General features: G+C 36.5%; 10 protein-coding genes. 3 read left to right on the forward strand and 7 right to left on the reverse strand.

The annotated features are described in order from the left end of the window. Positions 1 to 50 precede the first annotated feature (50 nt). Positions 51 to 6,110 (reverse strand): Ig-like domain-containing protein, encoded by a 6,060-nt coding sequence (locus AN34_RS09685; RefSeq protein ID WP_051666405.1) that lies wholly within the window; start codon positions 6,108 to 6,110, stop codon positions 51 to 53. Between the two features lie 900 nt (positions 6,111 to 7,010). On the opposite strand from AN34_RS09685, the gene AN34_RS09695 reads away from it, so the two are divergent. After that, positions 7,011 to 7,193, forward strand: coding sequence for a hypothetical protein (locus AN34_RS09695; RefSeq protein WP_029284746.1), 183 nt, complete (start codon positions 7,011 to 7,013; stop codon positions 7,191 to 7,193). A 17-nt stretch (positions 7,194 to 7,210) separates the two neighbouring features. Here AN34_RS09695 and AN34_RS09700 read toward each other — a convergent pair whose 3' ends face one another. The 5 genes from AN34_RS09700 to proS form a co-directional block, all read right to left on the reverse strand. After that, a complete protein-coding gene (locus AN34_RS09700; protein ID WP_029284748.1) occupies positions 7,211 to 7,858 on the reverse strand; it encodes a response regulator transcription factor in 648 nt (215 codons plus the stop codon). Between the two features lie 719 nt (positions 7,859 to 8,577). Further along, entirely contained in the window at positions 8,578 to 9,192 is a 615-nt protein-coding gene (locus AN34_RS09705) for a Crp/Fnr family transcriptional regulator (protein WP_029284750.1), read from the reverse strand. 112 nt (positions 9,193 to 9,304) lie between these two features. Further along, complete coding sequence (locus tag AN34_RS09710) at positions 9,305 to 10,117, reverse strand: TIGR02757 family protein (RefSeq protein WP_029284752.1); 813 nt, start codon at positions 10,115 to 10,117, stop codon at positions 9,305 to 9,307. A gap of 173 nt (positions 10,118 to 10,290) precedes the next feature. Beyond that, positions 10,291 to 11,430 carry a cystathionine gamma-synthase gene (locus AN34_RS09715; protein WP_029284754.1) on the reverse strand — a complete coding sequence of 380 codons (1,140 nt, stop codon included), beginning with the start codon at positions 11,428 to 11,430 and terminating at the stop codon, positions 10,291 to 10,293. A gap of 129 nt (positions 11,431 to 11,559) precedes the next feature. Continuing rightward, complete coding sequence (gene proS, locus AN34_RS09720) at positions 11,560 to 13,032, reverse strand: proline--tRNA ligase (RefSeq protein WP_029284756.1); 1,473 nt, start codon at positions 13,030 to 13,032, stop codon at positions 11,560 to 11,562. A 196-nt stretch (positions 13,033 to 13,228) separates the two neighbouring features. Between proS and AN34_RS09725 the strand changes: the two genes are divergently transcribed. Continuing rightward, a complete protein-coding gene (locus tag AN34_RS09725) occupies positions 13,229 to 14,215 on the forward strand; it encodes a hypothetical protein (RefSeq protein WP_029284758.1) in 987 nt (328 codons plus the stop codon). A 21-nt stretch (positions 14,216 to 14,236) separates the two neighbouring features. Then, positions 14,237 to 15,760, forward strand: coding sequence for an OmpP1/FadL family transporter (locus AN34_RS09730; RefSeq protein ID WP_029284760.1), 1,524 nt, complete (start codon positions 14,237 to 14,239; stop codon positions 15,758 to 15,760). A gap of 55 nt (positions 15,761 to 15,815) precedes the next feature. On the opposite strand, the gene AN34_RS09735 is transcribed toward AN34_RS09730, so the two are convergent. Then, on the reverse strand, positions 15,816 to 18,224 hold the full coding sequence (locus tag AN34_RS09735) for a hypothetical protein (protein ID WP_029284762.1): 2,409 nt from the start codon (positions 18,222 to 18,224) through the stop codon (positions 15,816 to 15,818). Positions 18,225 to 18,244: the final 20 nt, after the last annotated feature.

Below are 18,244 nucleotides of genomic sequence, written 5' to 3' on the forward strand. Positions count from 1 at the left end.
CTTCAAGAGAAGTCATCCTGTTTTAGGAATAACTCCTTAAAAGCCATTTTCTAGTTTTTAAATGCTCTGATTAATGTAATGTATCCCTTGAACACTTCTACTTCATCACTTCCGGCTTTTTTAACCCGCAATAAGTAATAATATGTGCCTTCATTTAAGCCTTCGCCAGTCCAGTTATTTAGGTATCCCTTTGCGTGGAAGACTTCATTACCCCAGCGATTAATGATTTGCAGTTCATTTGTTTGATATTGGTTTAGTCCAATAATTTCAAATGCATCATTAATACCATCACCATTTGGCGTAAACAGATTTGGAATTTTAAGTGCTATGAAACTAACCGTGATCACTACCGATGCGATATTGGTATAGTATCCGTTAGCATCTTTCACCCTATAAGTAAAGGTATCACTACCTGTAAAGCCTGTATGAGGTATAAAGGTTATTGTACCATCTGCATTTATTACAATACGACCATTTTTAGGCTGACTTACGATTTCAATGCTTGACTTCATAAAAGTTGAACTTCCGGCATTGTCGTTTAACAGAATATTAATGGTTACCGATGCATTTGCTATACTCACACCGGTATCATCAACCGCTTTGGGTGATTTAGGAAAACTGGTTACTGTAGGTGTGTCATTATTTTCCTGTGTACCAGAAACATCACTTACATTGGCACCACCAGCTGTTTTTGCATTAATGGTTGCTGTGTTAGTTACCGTACCCAAATCTTTATCAGCTTGTGTGATGGTATAAACGGCTACATCAGTTACTGTTGCGCCGGGTAACAGACCGCCTGCAACTGCAATCATCTTATTATCAATACCCAGCCTGGTATCAGTTAAGGTCAAACTGTTTAAGGTGAGCGCTCCTGTATTTTTAATCAGAAACGTATAAGTGATTTGATTGCCGTTCCATACCGCTGTTTTAATTAATGCGATAGAGCTGCTGGCAGATATATTTGTAGGGGTTACTATTACCGGAATCGTTACGGTAGCTACACCACCTTTACCATCACTCACTGTAACAGTAAATGAATCTACACCAATATATCCTGCTGCCGGTGTATAAACATAGGTACCGTTACTTAAAATCACTGTTCCGTGAACCGGTGCTGCTGAAATATTAAACACCAATACGTCGCCATCTATATCTGATGCTGTGATGACACCATTAACTGGTGTGTTTTCTGTCGTGGTCACTCCCGGAGCACTTGCTACCGGAGCCCGGTTGTCTCTGATATTAACCACAGCAGGTATTGTTATCGCGGTAATGCGTGGATTATCAGTTGCACTATTCAGGGTTAAAATAACTGTTTCATTTCCTTCATTAAGGTTATCATCCAGTACGGTTACATTTAAAGTTACTGAGGTTGCACCTGCCGGGATAATAATTGAAGAACCTAACAAAGTATAATCTAATCCTGCAGTTGCTGTTCCGGATACCACAAAGTTTATTTTAGTGTCCGTTGTAGCAGCATGACTGAGTGTAAAGGTAAATTGTCCGGGAGTTGATGGTTCTGCACCATCCTTTGTTCCAGCTACGCTAACTGTTCCGGTTGTTCCGTCAATGATGTTGATGGTTGCAGATGCAGGAATAATCAACAGTGACGGATTATTTGAAGTAGTCAGGGTTGCAATTACGGTTTCGTTTCCTTCAATTAACCCATCTTCAAGTACCGGAATCTGAATCAATGATGAAGTTTCACCCGCCGGGATTGTAACTTTTTTAACCACTGGACTATAATCTTCTCCTTCTTTTGCTGTACCACTTAAAGTATAACTGATCACAGTATTGGTAGCAGATGGCTTGCTTAATGTAATGATAAATGTTCCATTGATAGTACCATTTTCATTCCCATCATTTCCTGCCTTTATAGAAGCAACAATCGGGCGATTATCCAGAATAGTAGTGCGTACAGCCGCATTTCCAAGGGTAGCCGGACCACTTAGATTTTGAATGATGATGGTATAATTTTCATCATCTTCATTTATGCCATCATCATTAATACCTACCTGAAAAGTGAGGGTGCTACCAGGTTGCCCTATGATTGTACCTGCAGGAAATGTAAGTGTTTGTGAGTTGAAAGTATAATCAGCAGAGTTTGTAGTGCCATTAATAATTCCGGTAACTACAGAAACCGGCGATGCGAGAACCGTGCCTGCTGTTCCGGATAGGGTGACCGTATAATTAACAGTCCTTGCATTCTCATTTACTAAAATAGGGCCTGATAATACCACTGTTGGATAAATAACAACCTTAACTGATATTGGATCACTCACCACACCATCAGCCGTGGTAAGGGTATACGTATAAGTATCTGTTCCAGTATACCCGCTATTTGGAGTATAAGTTATTTTACCTAAAGCATCTACAGATGTTAAGCCATGGCTACCATTGGTAACCATAACCGTACTATTAATAGCTGTTGCACCATCATTTGCCTTTACGTCAGTAATAACTGGCGTATTTGCCAATGTTGTAATATCGTCAGTTACGCCAACAGGTTTCACCTCAATGATGAAAGTTTGCACCTGACTTTGATCAACCCCTCCGTTTTCTTTACCACCATTATCATGAATAGACGCCGATACAATTGCTTTGCCGGCAAAGTTACCTGAAGGCATAAAGATTAAACTTCCGTTAGGAGTTATGGTTGGCTGAATACTAAATAAAGCATTGTTATTATTAGTAGTAATAAAATCAACAACCTGCGCCGATTCATTTGCCGGACCAGCATCAATTTCTGAGGCCCAACCAGTTATGGTTTGTAAGCCAGAATTTGCATTAACCAGCTGATTGCTACCTTTTTTAAATGCAGGTGCATCATTTACAGGAACCACAGTAATATTAACGGTCACCAGAGAAGTTCCACAGACATTGTCGTTTACCAAAACCGTAAAGAAATCAGTTCCATTATAATTTAATCCGGGCACATAACTATAGGTACCAGTCTCCGAAACTGTAACGGTTCCATGAGCAGGATCGGTAGCCTTTGTATAAAACAAATTATCTCCATCGGGGTCTGTTGTGAGTGCATTCCCATTTAAGACGACATCTTCATTGGTACTTACCGTATAGGTATTTGCAAGTGGTTTATTAGTGATGCTAATTGTTACACTGCCATTCATGAACTGTATACAGGCTGGCATGTTAGAACTGGTGGCTACTATCGTATAAATCCCAGGTATGGTTTGGTTACCAAATGAAATGGCAGAGCCATTTCCAGAAACCGGATTCCCTATATTAACACCAGCATGCTGAAGTTGATAGCTTGCGCCCACCTCTGAGCTTGATAAACCAATTGTTACACCTGCAGAGCCAGCACAATAAGCACCTCCTCCGGTAACATTATAAACAGCTGGTAAAGCATTAATTGTAATCTCCACAACTCCACTTACTGTGGGAATGGTGCAACTTCCGGAAGTCACCTGCCTGCGAAAATAGGTAGTAGTGGTAAGCACACCCGGATCATAAGAAATCTGAGTAGCCCCATTAATGTTGGTAAAATTCAAATTATCCAAACTAGACTGCCATTGATAATTAAAGTTTCCTGAACCATCAACAGGTACAGCACCTGTAATTATTCCAGGATCGCCACTTGCACAGAATGCCGTAATTGAAGGTGGGGTGATGATATTATTACTTAAAACAGATTGTATAGTAATGGTTAATACGTTTGTTGCTATACGATCGCATCCACTTCCCTTACTACCATCCAACCTTCTGAAATAGGTAGTTTGATTTACAACCGGAGCATCATAAATAGCTGAATTGGCTCCTGAAATATCTATAAAGTTTGCGGTTGCACTAGTGGTAGAGGACTGCCATTGATAATCATAGCTACCAGATCCTCCTAACGGGGGAGACTGTGTAAAAGGAATAGGATCTCCTGTTGTACAAAATATCTGATCACCGGAAATCGTACCTGCTGTTAGCGCAGGAGTTATCGTAACTACAATCGGAACTTTATCACTTTCACAACTTCCATTGGTTTGGGTAACATAATAGGTTGTACTCCCCACTATTGATGTGCCTGGAATCGGAGCATTAATACTCGAAGTTCCATTTATACTGGTATACCATAATAAAGTATTGCCTGAAGGCGGACTAGCAACAGCAGATGTAAGTGATGATGCAACAGTACCCTGACAATATACCACAGGACTGCTAATAATTGTTGGATTTACGGGTGTAGAAAGCCAGGTGGTACTTGTATTATTTGATGTATTTTCAGGTGGTTCAATATTATTAAAAGTGCTTGCCGAATTATAATTGCGGTAAGCAATTTTTGATTCATCATTATAATTTCCAGCCCCCGTTAAGGTATAAGTAATCGGAAAGTTATAGTACCTGCCACCTAGAACATCAATGGGCTGATTACTGATGTAAGTTACTGTAGATCCTGATTGTGAAATATCCCACCCCACATTGGCACCTGCAGTAAAGCTATATCCCGACGGAATAGTTTTTGTAATGACTAAATGATTACCAATAGCAATACTGGAAAGATTTTCCATTGGCCCTGTACCAACATTGCCAGCCCTCATGGTAAAAGTTGTTGTTGTATTACCAGCAGTATTCAAACAATAACGATCAGCCGTTTTATCTATTATTGCATCTGTACCAGTTGCCTGAACAGGAATATTAACAACTGACGTATTATTATTTAAATCTTCATCCTGAATATCAGTAGTGGTAATATTAACCGTATTGCTAAGCACATTACCGGTTGGAATAGCATTGAGTGATCCTGAAACGACAATTTTTGCAGCTGCGTTTGCAGCAATATTAAAACTTCCGACGATCTTTCCGCTGGTGTTTGGGCTGGCAGGTGTAAAATTAGAACTTGTAAATCCGGTTGGGGTAATACTGTTAATGGTAAATGCGCCGTTGGCTAGCGGAGTACCTTTAGCATCCGTCAATTGATCATCAAATTGCACATTAGTTAATGCAGCATTGGTATCATTGATTACATCCAGTGTGTAAGTCACCTCATTATTTGTACCTGCCTGAAGAATATCACGGTTGGCTCGTTTCACAACCCTGATATTACCTGGTGTAGTTACCAGTAAATTCCGGATCTCATGATAGTTGAAAGCGCCACCACTAGATGCAGCGAAACCCATCTTCAAAGTTGCTGGTGGCACATCAGGTGATAAATAATTGATTAATTCTACTAATGAACCATCTGTAGATTTTGCCATTCTCACAATTACCCGGTATTGACCAGCTTCAGGCTTTATTTCAATTTGTACTCTTCTAAAAAATTGATCATCGGTGGGTCTGATATCCGAAAATGAATTTCCTGGTCCTGTACCAATATTGTAATCAATTTCATTCCTTAATCTGATATCTCCAATTGTACCATTTCTATCTCCTAAACGTACACCACTTAAAAATCTATTGGTGGGTAGTATACCATCAACAGTGTTCTCTGTTCTATTTGATGTGGTAATACCCCGAACAACTACAGTATTAGCCGTTTCACTCGTCCCAAACCCACCGTTTCTACCTTCAATGGCATTTCCATAATTTCCAAATGCATCCAAACCTACACTGATATAACCACCAGCTAAGCCATCCAGAACAGGAGGATTTGACTGAATATTGGGTGCATAACCTAAAGACCCCCCAAAGCCGCCTAACCTGAAAGGTTGTGTAGCGTCAAATAAGAACACAGAAATGCCGTCTCCCCCATTATAATTATGTTCAGTGTTAGCCGCATTACGCCACATTTTATATTCAAAATCGATTAATACCCCCAATGTTGAAGGAAACGACTTATCTACATAGGCATAACCACGTTGGTTAACGGTAGAATTGGTTAAACGTAACCATCCTGCCCCAAGCGGATCTACTATTCCTGAAGTTAAAATTGCTGTACCATCTATTCCACCAGGGCCTCCTATAATCACTTGTGGAGATCCAGATCCCCTAAAGTTTTCCGTAATGGTAAATTGTGAAAACGCATTTACAGCATGCGTAATAAAGAGAATAAAAATAAAAGCAATTTTGGTAAAACAATTAGCAAACTTCTTTGTCTTATAATTGTTAAACATAAAACTTTGATATACGTAAATACGTAAACTAAATAAAGTTTTAAACATACAGGGACACAACGTTTAAATCGCAGCAATAAAATGATGCATTGTTTGATGATATTTTCAGGCACAGTTTATACCTGCATATTGTTAAATAAAGATTAACAGTGAACTTTTCTACTATCTATATCTTTGCATACCAATAAGGCCGCAAATATCAGAAATCAATCTTAATTATCTTGTTTATTTTGTGTAATTAAATATACAAAAAATGAAGATTTTTGATAATTATCAAATCTTTTTTTAGAGATATTCAGAATATTTCCAAATCTTTAAAATGTATCTTTTTGTATAAATTATTTACCAATTAAAAATAAATTTATTTTTAATTGGTAATTATATAGATGAAAGTAAGCAATCGTCATCTAGAGAATAGCATTTAATAAAATACAGGATGCCGAAATTAACTTAATCAGTAACAGGATTGTATGAGATCAGTTTGGCGTGATAATATTATTTTAAATCAAATTATCTTTTAAATATAAAAATTTACTCAATGACTGAAATCAAGAAATTCACTTACCTGGTAAAGACATAAAACTTTTTAAAACATCTATAACATTTAAAATGCTTTACCGGAACAAATGGCATGAGCACTTTAAAAATAAAACCTCTTGGCACCCTGGATGTTTCTGGGTTCTTGCAGGATGGGCATATAGGACATACCCGAGATGGTGGATTGATAATTTGGGATGACATATGTTGCAATAATTTAATTGTCCTAACAAAAATATTTATTATGTATGAGAAATCATATAGCAAACTGACCATATACCCTCGAAATTTACAAAAATATGCACAAATAATCTTAAAAAGAGAATAACAATATCTCTGATGTTAAAATATGATAAAACTATTGATGCTTTTTACTTGTTAAACTATTAAAAGATTATAAAAATAACTAAAATGAATACAAAAGATAAAGAAAACACGGATAATAAAACAAAAGGCACCGCTAAAGAGAAAGCAACTTTTGATCAAAACGGAAAAGGCGCATCAGAAAAATACGGACAATCTGGTGATACTCCTAATGAATCTAATGATGAAGACGGTGTTGGCACGGCAAAAGAACAAAGAAATAAAAAATAGAAAGAGTTTTCCTCTTTCTATTTTTCATAAATACTCATTTTCTCAGCAAGTTCAATAATGCTCTTAATTTTAAGCTTTTGAAACAACCTAAGCTTATAAGTACTAACTGTACCCATTTGAAGTTTAAGCTGATTAGAAATCTCTAAAACACCTATTCCTTTTGTTAAAAGCTCTGCAACTTCGAGTTCTCTACCAGATAATTTAGTAAATGGATTATCGGCATCATTTCCTAAAATGCTGTTGAACATATTTTCTTTTACGTTTCTGCTTGAGTAACGACTTCCAGCCAAAATGGTGGTGATAGCAGTTACAATTTCTGATTCCTCTGCATTTTTTGTCAAGTATCCTGATGCTCCCGATTTTAAATAAGGAACAGCATAAATATTCTCATTCAAAGAAGAGAATACCAAAATTTTCGCAGCCGGTTGCACCGATTTAATCTGATCAATTACTTTTAAATTGTTACCTCCTGGCAAGTTGACGTCAATAATAGTTAAGCTAGGTGATTTTTGAGACTCAACCAGCGCTTCTTCCATCGTAGAAGCATGAATAATTTCTACACCAGACCAGAAGTCAGATATTAAGTTTTTTAATCCCCTACGAACAATTTCATGATCGTCAGCTATAAGTACAGAAAAGGCACTTCCATTATTTTTTGGTTTCATTGTGTGTTATATAGTTATTAATATTATTAAAGTTATCAGTTTTGCATTAATTCGTAGTCTATTCATTTCAAAAAAAGACTATTTTTAAGACATTTCAAATGTAAATATTATTATACAATTTTCATCATTTTTACATTTTTTTCATAAAAAAAGAATTTACTCATTTTTCAAACTTCTTAATAAACGTTTAAGCTATAAAAATCTTGCCTCATTTACTAAATCGTTAAACGTATCTTATATACAATACTAAATCGATTAAATGTAATAATACGTTAAATTTAAAAAATACAGGATTGAAAATTGGGGATGATTTAGGTTTTTAGAGCGTATTGTTATATAACGTAGAAACAACTTTATTATCAAAATTGTAATTTATATCATATATACTCTTTTAAAATACTATAGACAAATAAATTCTACTTATATTTTATAAATATAATATTATAAACTAAGAATAAAAAAATTAAACCATCGGATATAATTGTACGCATGAATGAAAACGTTGTTACATTAATAATCAAATACGCCGAATATTTATATATGTTTTTTACCATTAATTTACATTCAAATGCTTTATCAATTAACCATTAACGGTGATACAATTTTTATTTCAGCCTTTATTGCACTGATTTATAAGTTTGCTTACTATTAATATTGAAACATGTTTAAACTATAAAAATGTTAATTGATTTGAAATAAAAAATTTTCCATCTATAAATTTAAATTTTTGCTCTTATCCTACTCAGCGTTTCCAAACGAATTGCTAAGAAAGAAGCAATATGTTTTAAGGAAACCCGATGAATAAGATCTGGAAAAGAAATCAGAAAGCGCTTGTATCTTTTTTCGGCAGATGAAATTCTACAAAGGTATGCTCGTTCTTCAGCAGAACGATAATACAATTCCATAATTTTTCGCCCTACAATATTGGCTTCCTCGAAATTTTCAAATAAGTATTCTGTTAATTCATGTGGAATAGCTATCAGATCAACATCTTCCAAAGCCTGGAGATATTCTTCTGATTCGCTATCTACCCAAAGGTTACGGATAGTGCCAACAATTTCATTTTCTTTTGAAATCCAAGTGGTAATTTCTAAGTTGCCATCTTTTATAAAACCCCTAACAATGCCCTTAATAATCAGAAATAAATATTTATTCCGATCTAATGGTGATACTATAAATTTATTTTTTTTATAGCTTACCGGAAATGTTTGCCGATTAATATGCTGTTCAATTTCCTCATTTAAAGGATGGTATTTTTTGAAAATAGCTATTAATGGAGAAACATTATTAAATTTTTTCCATCTGTCCTCTTCAGATAAATTCACAGCAATCATATATAAACAACTAAGGTAACTGGCAAAAAACTCACTGAATGTACATGTAAAACTGCAAGATTACCCCAAAGAAAAGAATTTTTTCATTGACATTTCTCAATTTTATAAAAAATTAAAGAATCTTTTCTACTCCTAACCCGAATAAGGCAAAATCATATTTAACGGGGTCATTCGCATCAAATTGTTTTAAATGATCTGTAAGTTCTACTGCAGTTAACCAATCTGTTTGTTTTCGATTAATTAGGCCCAATAAACGTCCTACCCGATCAACATGAACATCACAAGGGCAAATCAGAGCTGAAGGCTGAAGTGTTTCCCAGATACCAAAATCTACCCCATTACAGTCGTTTCTAACCATCCAGCGTAAAAACATATTTAATCGCTTGCAGGTAGATTTTTGTTGTGGTGATGAAATATGCTTTTTGGTGCGATGTGGAAAATCCTCCAAAGAGAAAAAGTAAGATCTGAAATGATTTAATGAATCTTCAATAGATAAATACTTTTCAGACTGAGCCTTTTCCAAAACTAAAACCGCATCATCTCCCTTTTCGGGAATTAAAAATGCCTGTTCCAAGCTATCATGTTGCTGATAATGCTTTTTAAAAAATGAGGTAAAATAAAGTAAATCTGTATCGTTAAATGTTCGGTGCTTAAAATTCAGTAAACCTTTCAAATCTTCATCACTGTGGTTCATCATAAAATCGTAAGGCGCATTATCCATACGGCTTAATAAATCTTTACACTTATTGATGATGGTTTTACGCTGCCCCCATGCCAGTATAGCCGCAAAAAAACCAGCTATTTCAACGTCTTGCTTTTTTTTAAAGAGATGTGGTATGCAGATTGGATCATTTGATATAAAGTCTACGCAATTATATTGTTCAACTTTATGATCAAGGAAGTTCTTCAGTTCTAAAAATTGCATTTATTTTAAATAAGTGGAAATATCGGGGAAGTCAAATATCAATCACCCGGATACACAATACACTGAATTACAAATCTTAAAAAAAGTATAAGTTAAGATAAAGCTGATGCTTTTAACCCGATTATATAATGGAATATAATTGGGCAAATGAAATATCATTTGCCCATAATAAGCTATGCCAGCGCGTTACCAAGATCCTCTAAAAGATCTTCTATATCTTCTACACCAACACTTAAGCGAAGTAAATTATCAGTAACACCTACCTTTTCACGTTCTGCCTTAGGTATAGAACCATGTGTCATTGTAGCAGGATGATTAATTAGAGATTCTACACCACCGAGAGATTCTGCAAGCGTAAATACTTTAAAGTTGGACGAAATTCTGAAAGTTTCCTGCAAATCAGCTCCCTTGAGCGTAATGGAAATCATTCCTCCAAAACCACGCATTTGTTTCTTCGCGATATCATGGTTGGGATGATCTTCAAAACCTGGCCAGTAAATTTTATCTACTTTGGGGTGTTTTTTTAAAAAGTGGGCAATGCGCTCCCCATTTTCGCAATGGGCTTTCATTCGTAAATGCAAGGTTTTAATTCCTCTTAAAACCAGAAATGAATCCTGAGGACCAGGAGTTGCACCACAAGCATTATAAATAAACCATAAATCTTTATAGAGTTGCTCATCGCTTGTTACTAAAGCGCCCATTACAACATCAGAATGCCCGCCAATATATTTGGTAACCGAGTGCATCACAATATCTGCTCCTAAATCAATCGGATTCTGTAAATATGGAGAAGCAAAGGTATTGTCAACGGTAAGAATTAAATTCTTCTCCTTTGTAATTTTTGCTACACCTTCAATATCAATAATTTGCATGGTTGGATTTGTAGGCGTTTCAATCCATACCAATTTCGTTTTATCGTTAATATAAGGCAGCATATTTTCTGGTTTGGAAAGATCCAGAAAATGAAACTTGATACCATATTTGGAAAATATTTTCGTAAATATTCTATAAGATCCACCATACAAATCATTTCCCGTAATTACTTCATCACCCGGCTGAAGCAGTTTTAATACTGCATCAGTAGCGCCCATACCACTTGAAAAGGCTAAACCATATTTAGCGTTCTCCAATGCGGCAAGACAATCTTCTAAAGCCTTACGGGTTGGGTTTGTTCCCCTTGAATATTCATAACCCTTATTATCACCCGGCGATTTTTGCCAGTAAGTAGAAGTTTGATATATAGGCGTCATTACAGCGCCCGTTGTTGGATCAGGTTCCTGACCTGCATGTATTGCTTTTGTTCCGAATTTCATTTCTTAAATAGATTTGAACTAGTGATGGGTAAAACGCACTAGCTCCTTATTAATTATAACTTTAAAATACACCAGACTTTAACTCATGACTCCAGACTTAGGACTCTAGACTCTCAGCTCAAGCTTCTCCTAATACGCTCTTGCAAATAATACCCTTTGTATAGATGGTTTGCCTGAATAAATACAAACGCCATCTTCTAGCTTATTATCTAAAGGAATACAACGGATGGTTGCTTTTGTTTCTTCTTTAATTTTCTGCTCTGTTTCAGGCGTACCATCCCAATGGGCAGAAATAAAACCAGCTTTGGTATCCAGTAAGTCTTTTAATTCCTGGTAAGAATTGGCTTCAGTAATATGTGCATCCCGGTAAGCCAATGCTTTATTGAACATACTGGTTTGAATATCTTCTAATAATTTGATGATATAAATGTCCAGTCCTTCCTGCGGAACTGTTTGCTTTAGCTTGGTATCTCTTCTGGCAATTTCAACTGTTTTATTTTCGAGATCTCTACCACCAATTGCAATACGAACCGGCACCCCCTTCAATTCATAATCGGCAAATTTAAAACCCGGACGTTGCGTATCCCGATCATCATATTTTACTGAAACGCCCAAACCTTTCAAACGCATGGTTAGTTCATTAACATAGGCAGTAATCTTAGCCAAATCTTCTTCACCCTTATAAATTGGAACAATAACCACCTGGATTGGAGCCAGTTTTGGTGGAATAATTAATCCTGAATCATCACTATGTGCCATAATTAATGCGCCCATCAATCGCGTAGAAACACCCCATGAGGTTGCCCAAACATGATCAAGCTTACCATCTTTACCCGTAAATTTTACATCGAAGGCCTTTGCGAAATTTTGACCTAAAAAGTGAGAGGTTCCAGCCTGTAAAGCTTTACCATCCTGCATTAAGGCTTCTATACAATAAGTATCAAGAGCTCCCGCAAATCTTTCGTTTGGGGATTTCCGACCCCTCACTACAGGTACAGCCAACCAGTTTTCAGCAAAATCTGCATAAATATGCAACATGCGTTCCGTTTCCTCAATAGCTTCCTCCGCAGTAGCATGAGCAGTATGCCCCTCTTGCCATAAAAACTCTGCGGTGCGTAAAAATAAACGCGTTCTCATTTCCCAACGTACTACATTTGCCCATTGGTTAATTAAAATCGGTAGATCGCGATAAGACTGAATCCAACCTTTATAAGTATTCCAAATGATAGTCTCTGATGTTGGACGTACAATTAACTCTTCTTCTAATTTGGCAGTTTCATCTACAACAATGTTGCCATTGCCATCATTTTTTAAACGGTAGTGTGTAACAACTGCGCATTCAGTGGCAAATCCCTCTACGTGAGAGGCTTCCTTTGAAAAAAATGACTTAGGTATGAATAAGGGAAAATACGCATTACTATGCCCGGTGTCTTTGAACATTTTATCGAGTACAGCCTGCATTTTTTCCCATATGGCATAGCCATTGGGCTTTATAACCATACATCCTCTAACTGCTGAGTGCTCGGCAAGGTCGGCCTTTAATACGATATCATTGTACCATTGTGAATAATCTGCTTCTCTACTTGTAATTTCTTTGCTCATGTTATGTTATTGGAACGTAATTTGTATGTTAAATAATGTGAAATTAGATCACAAATTTATAAATTTATGCCTACAAAACGATTATGTATGACAGGCTATTATAATAACATGTGATTGATTCTATAAATAGTACTGCAGGAGATTGTAAAGTTATTTATTATTGTTAATTGAATACACACAACTGAATATAGACACGATGAAACCAACTAAATTTTTACCCATTGTTATGATAGCCGCCGCAGGGCTGGTGGCATCATGCTCAACATCCAAATTGGCTACAACCAGCCAGGCTGATGATGTTTATAATACTGTGGCAAAAGCCAGAGAGGTTGAGATTGTTCCTCAGCAACAGTATGCTCAGGATCAAAACAACGACCAGAGCCAGGAAGGTTACGATGAATACTACGGAACCAGCAATCCTTATTATGATATGGATTATTCTTCCCGGATTAATCGCTTTTCTAACGGTACCAGCTGGCGTGGATACTACGATCCTTACTACGACAATTTTTCATACGGTAATTCTTACGGTGCAACCAATTATTTAGGTTATGGTGGTTTAGGCTGGAGTAGTGGTTACGGCTTAGGTGGCTGGGGCGGTGGTTTCGGAATAGGATTTGGTTACGGCAGCATATGGAATAATCCTTTCTACTATGGCAACATGGGATTTGGCTGGAACAACTTTGGCTGGAATAACTGGGGACCATATTCTTATTATGATCGCTTGGGCTGGGGCGGTGGCTGGTACGGCGGAGGCTGGGGCTATGGCGGTGGTTACTATGGTGGCGGTGTTTACACTGGCAACAATAGTTACAGAGCCAGACCTGGTAATACCATGAATAGCAGAGGCTATGGTAACGCTAACGGTGGTGGCAATATGGGCAGACCAAACAGATCAGGCGTTGCTCCTCAAAATGGTGCATCAAGACAAGGATACGCTCCAAATTATAATGCAGGAAGACCTACCAGAAGTCAGGTGAACGGACAACCAAATGGTTATTCAAGACCTGATGCAAATTACAGTAGACCAGGTAGAAATGAAAATTATGCACCACAACCTCAGAGAACTGAGAGCAGACCAACTTATTCTCCACCTCCAACAAGCAGAGGTAGTAGCGGTGGCGGCGGTTCATATGGCGGCGGCGGTGGCGGCGGAAGACCATCAAGAGGCGGCAGAGGTTAATACTAGCAACACACAAAATAAATGAAAAAACACATTTTAGTAATTATAGTGGCTACAGTAGCCTCTATAGGAACAACATATGCCCAAAGTTATGCGCCTGATGCATTTCGCTTTTCGCAAACAAATTATGGTAGCAGTGCCCGATTCAAAGGTATGGGTGGAGCTCAAATTGGTGTTGGTGGCGATATAGGATCTATCAGTGCTAACCCCGCTGGCCTTGGTCTTTTTACGAAATCAGAATTTAGCATTACACCAGAATTTAATTCTGTAGATAACAATAGCGCTTTCTTAGGAAACAATATTAAATCTAGCAAGAGCCAGATCAACCTGAACAACCTTGGCGTTGTATTTTATAATCCTGCAGCAAAAGCAAAAGGATCAGATGTAAATAAAGGCTTAGTAAGTACCGTTTTTGGTGTAAGTTATTCTAGAAATAATGATTTTTTAAATAATATTGATTACAACGGAGTTAACAATAATAACTCAATCCGAAATGCCTATGTAGATCAGGCAAATGATTTTGGTACTGAAGGAACAATTGCCGGTGATGCCTATAATAGCTATTTGATTAATTATGGAGCTCCTGGCTTTACCAATAGCTATTCTGCAGCTCCATTTGGCAACAATAGCTTTAATCAAAAATGGATGGAAAGCAGATCTGGTTCAACATCAGAATTTAATATAGCTGGTGCGTTAAATTTTTCTAACAAATTATATTTGGGCGCCACGGCTAGTTTTGTAAATGTAAGGTACATCAGTGATGCTGTTTTCACAGAATCTGGAATTACGAACCCATTTATTCAAAATCAAAATAGTTTCTCTGGAAATGAAAATTACAATTTAAGTCAAATTAGAAATCAGGAAACAAAAGGTGGTGGATTTAATTTAAAATTGGGAATGATCTACAGACCAGTAAGCGAATTGAGAATTGGTTTAAATTTCCAAACCCCTACCTGGATGAATATTCAGGACAACACTGCTGAAACATTACAAGCCAACTTGGGCGGCAATAGCAACAACGGACCAGATAGTTTTAATAATGCTACACAATATTACACTTTCACCTATAACTTGCGTACACCACTGAAAGCATCAGCTGGTTTAAGTTATGTAATCGGTGGCATGGCCCTGATTTCTGCTGATGTGGATTATGTTGACTATTCAACAATCCGCTTTTCAACAGATAACGGATCTGATCCAGGTACTATAAGCATAAATAACCAGGATGTTAAAAATTTCTATAAAGAAGCGGTTAATTACAGAGTGGGTGCCGAGGTTAAAGTGAGTCCGGAAATTAGTTTAAGAGCTGGTTATGGATTAAACGGCAATGGTATTAAAGGTGGCGATAAGTCATTTTATCAAGCTCAATATTACACAGGAGGTATTGGTTATAGGATTGATAATTATTATTTTGATGTTGCTTATCAGAATTATAAAACTAACTTCAATTCATCACCTTATGAACTTTATGACTTTACAGAGCCCGTTGCAGATGTAAAAAGCAAAAGAAATAATGTGTTTTTAACCTTTGGAGTAAGGTTCTAATTTAATAGATTTCTAATAAAAATGCGCCTTGGTTTAAGAATCAAAAGCGCATTTTTTATTTTACAGCTACATTGATCTCCTTTTCTCCATAGGCTACCCCTCCTAAAGTAATGCCCTGAACAATGATCTTAAATTTCCCTGTAAGATCTCCAGTATTAAAAACAAGCTTAGTGCTTTCTGACTTACTGAGCGCTACCTGATAATTCCAATACACTGTTGCCAAACTGATCGGTTCGCTCTTATTTGAAATATCAGAAAGGTAAAAATCTCTGGCCAGACTGATGCCTTTAAGAATCCGTAAATTTGGTTTATCTTCATGGATCATGCAACCACTATAAACAATAACTCCTCCAACAGATTGGGTATAACTTTTTCCCTTAACCGGTGCCCTATTGTCTGGAAATCCAGTATGATTTAAGCAATTGAGAACGTTATACCGACATACATAATCGCCACATCGGTTAGGTCCACTTTCAGCGAATTTGATAAGATCATCTTTTTTGTGCCTGATCACTACATCATTTAACTTTATCCCGTTTGTAATATTTATAGACTGGTCTAAATCATTTACCTCCACTGTTTTATTGATGGGCATACTTATTTTCAAACTCATCACTTCCTTTTTAATCTCTTTTAAGGGATCATGTAAAGAAACCTCATAGTTAGTATAACTCTTGTCACCAATGCTCAGCCAAACCCTGCCCCTATCTTCTGAAAGTAAATCTTCAGCTGCCAGCATAAATTTCTCTGTATCATCAGTATTAACCACATTAATATTTGAACCTGCAAAAATATTTAACGCTATCGGTGTCTTCAGTTGCTTTTTGTTTTTTAATACCTCACCAGTGTATTCTAATGAGGTAAGTTTCGGTTTTATATTTGGAAGACTTTCTGTTGGCCATTGATATCTTCTCCAGCCTTTTACCAGTAACATGTTATTGAGTTCATTATACTTTAGACTAAATTCATGAGGTAGTGAATCAGCAAATAGCTGTTGAAGGAAATAAGCATCGGTTATATTCTGATGATGATCAGCCGACAACCGATTTGCCTGAACGCAGCTCACAGAAACCAGCGCTGGTTGGCGTTCATCCTGATTTCCAATTGCACTTAAGTTTAGCACAACCTGATCTCTGGTAGTATAATTTTCCCGATCGGTAGTAATTGAAATCTTATTTAAATTATTGTAACGGGCGAAAAAAATCCGTTCTGAAAGAGGTTTATATTCCTCATTCAACACGGTAAGCGTATACAAGCCTGTTGGAAGGGAATCCAGTTTGAATTTTATATTTTGAGGCCTATTTGCCTGCAGCTTAAAATCAGATTGTAACAAAATGTTTGAAAAATCATGAACAATAACATAAACTTTCTCCTCACTGTTACTTTCAATCTGTGCTTTTAATTCATGATTTACAATAGCTGAACCAAGCCTAAGTACCAGACCATGATTTAGAATAGCAGGTATCTCATATTGATGAGTGCTATCCCCTTTTCCAATAATTTGTGCATAGTAGCTTTTCTTGTGATTTGGCTGAAAAACGAAATCGCCAATACCAACTGAATTCGTATAAATGGTATCCAGAATCTTTTTATCTTCGTATAAAACAACCTTTCCCTGAACTGCGCTTCCATTCTCTGATTTGAGTTCGAAACCCACTTTGATTTTCAGGCCGTCTATTAAATGTCCGCCTTCCGGATAAAAATTGAGCTGATATCGCTTATCACGCTTAATTGGCAAGCTAAAATTTATATCCCTTATCTGATTACCCTTTTTGATAGAAACTTTAAGTAAATTATTTTCCTTTGTAATTTCGTTGGCCGGATAGTCTATCATCAACTCGCCAATTACACTACTTTTTGCTTTACCAGTCTTAATGATGTGGCCAGAATGTCCAATCTGATAATTGATCTCAGCATTTTCTACAAAGCGATTATTTCCAGATAGAACCTGCAGCAATGCTGTTCCATTTTTAGTTTGCTCATCAAAAGTTTTAAAAATAGAAACGTTGGCAATTAATGGATTTAAGATAGTTGATTTGATCGTAATCGGTTGTGTAAACACTCCATCAAACTGATCATTAATTTTCATATTGGTATGGGCAATAAAACGATATTGACCGCTTGGTAAAGAATCCGGAAGTACTAAACTTCCAAAACAAATTCCCTGCTTAATGAAGAACTTTTCCTGTATCACAACAAAAGTATCGGCATCATTTACTAATGATAAGTATAAGGTATGATAACGATCAGTATCGATGGGAGTATTAAGCAAATAGCCTGTAAACCAAACCTGATCATTATTGGTATAAATGTTTTTATCAAAATGGATAAACAGGTTAGATTGAGCTTTATTCAAGCCATATTGTTTAAGGTTTAGCGCTACGCTATCAATACCATGATACTGCGCCTGTGCAAGTCCACTTAAAAGAAGAAAGCAACAAATAGTGGTGAATTTTGAAAGCATAACATGCAATATGCTTAAAA

It is taken from the genome of Pedobacter sp. R20-19, from assembly GCF_000708265.2.
In the GTDB taxonomy this organism is placed as follows: domain Bacteria; phylum Bacteroidota; class Bacteroidia; order Sphingobacteriales; family Sphingobacteriaceae; genus Pedobacter.

Bases quoted from the DNA above. Each gene is read 5' to 3' on its own strand.
- AN34_RS09685 (WP_051666405.1), bottom strand. From the start codon at position 6,110: ATGTTTAAAACTTTATTTAGTTTACGTATTTACGTATATCAAAGTTTT.
- AN34_RS09695 (WP_029284746.1), top strand. From the start codon at position 7,011: ATGAATACAAAAGATAAAGAAAACACGGATAATAAAACAAAAGGCACC.
- AN34_RS09700 (WP_029284748.1), bottom strand. From the start codon at position 7,858: ATGAAACCAAAAAATAATGGAAGTGCCTTTTCTGTACTTATAGCTGAC.
- AN34_RS09705 (WP_029284750.1), bottom strand. From the start codon at position 9,192: ATGATTGCTGTGAATTTATCTGAAGAGGACAGATGGAAAAAATTTAAT.
- AN34_RS09710 (WP_029284752.1), bottom strand. From the start codon at position 10,117: ATGCAATTTTTAGAACTGAAGAACTTCCTTGATCATAAAGTTGAACAA.
- AN34_RS09715 (WP_029284754.1), bottom strand. From the start codon at position 11,430: ATGAAATTCGGAACAAAAGCAATACATGCAGGTCAGGAACCTGATCCA.
- proS (WP_029284756.1), bottom strand. From the start codon at position 13,032: ATGAGCAAAGAAATTACAAGTAGAGAAGCAGATTATTCACAATGGTAC.
- AN34_RS09725 (WP_029284758.1), top strand. From the start codon at position 13,229: ATGAAACCAACTAAATTTTTACCCATTGTTATGATAGCCGCCGCAGGG.
- AN34_RS09730 (WP_029284760.1), top strand. From the start codon at position 14,237: ATGAAAAAACACATTTTAGTAATTATAGTGGCTACAGTAGCCTCTATA.
- AN34_RS09735 (WP_029284762.1), bottom strand. From the start codon at position 18,224: ATGCTTTCAAAATTCACCACTATTTGTTGCTTTCTTCTTTTAAGTGGA.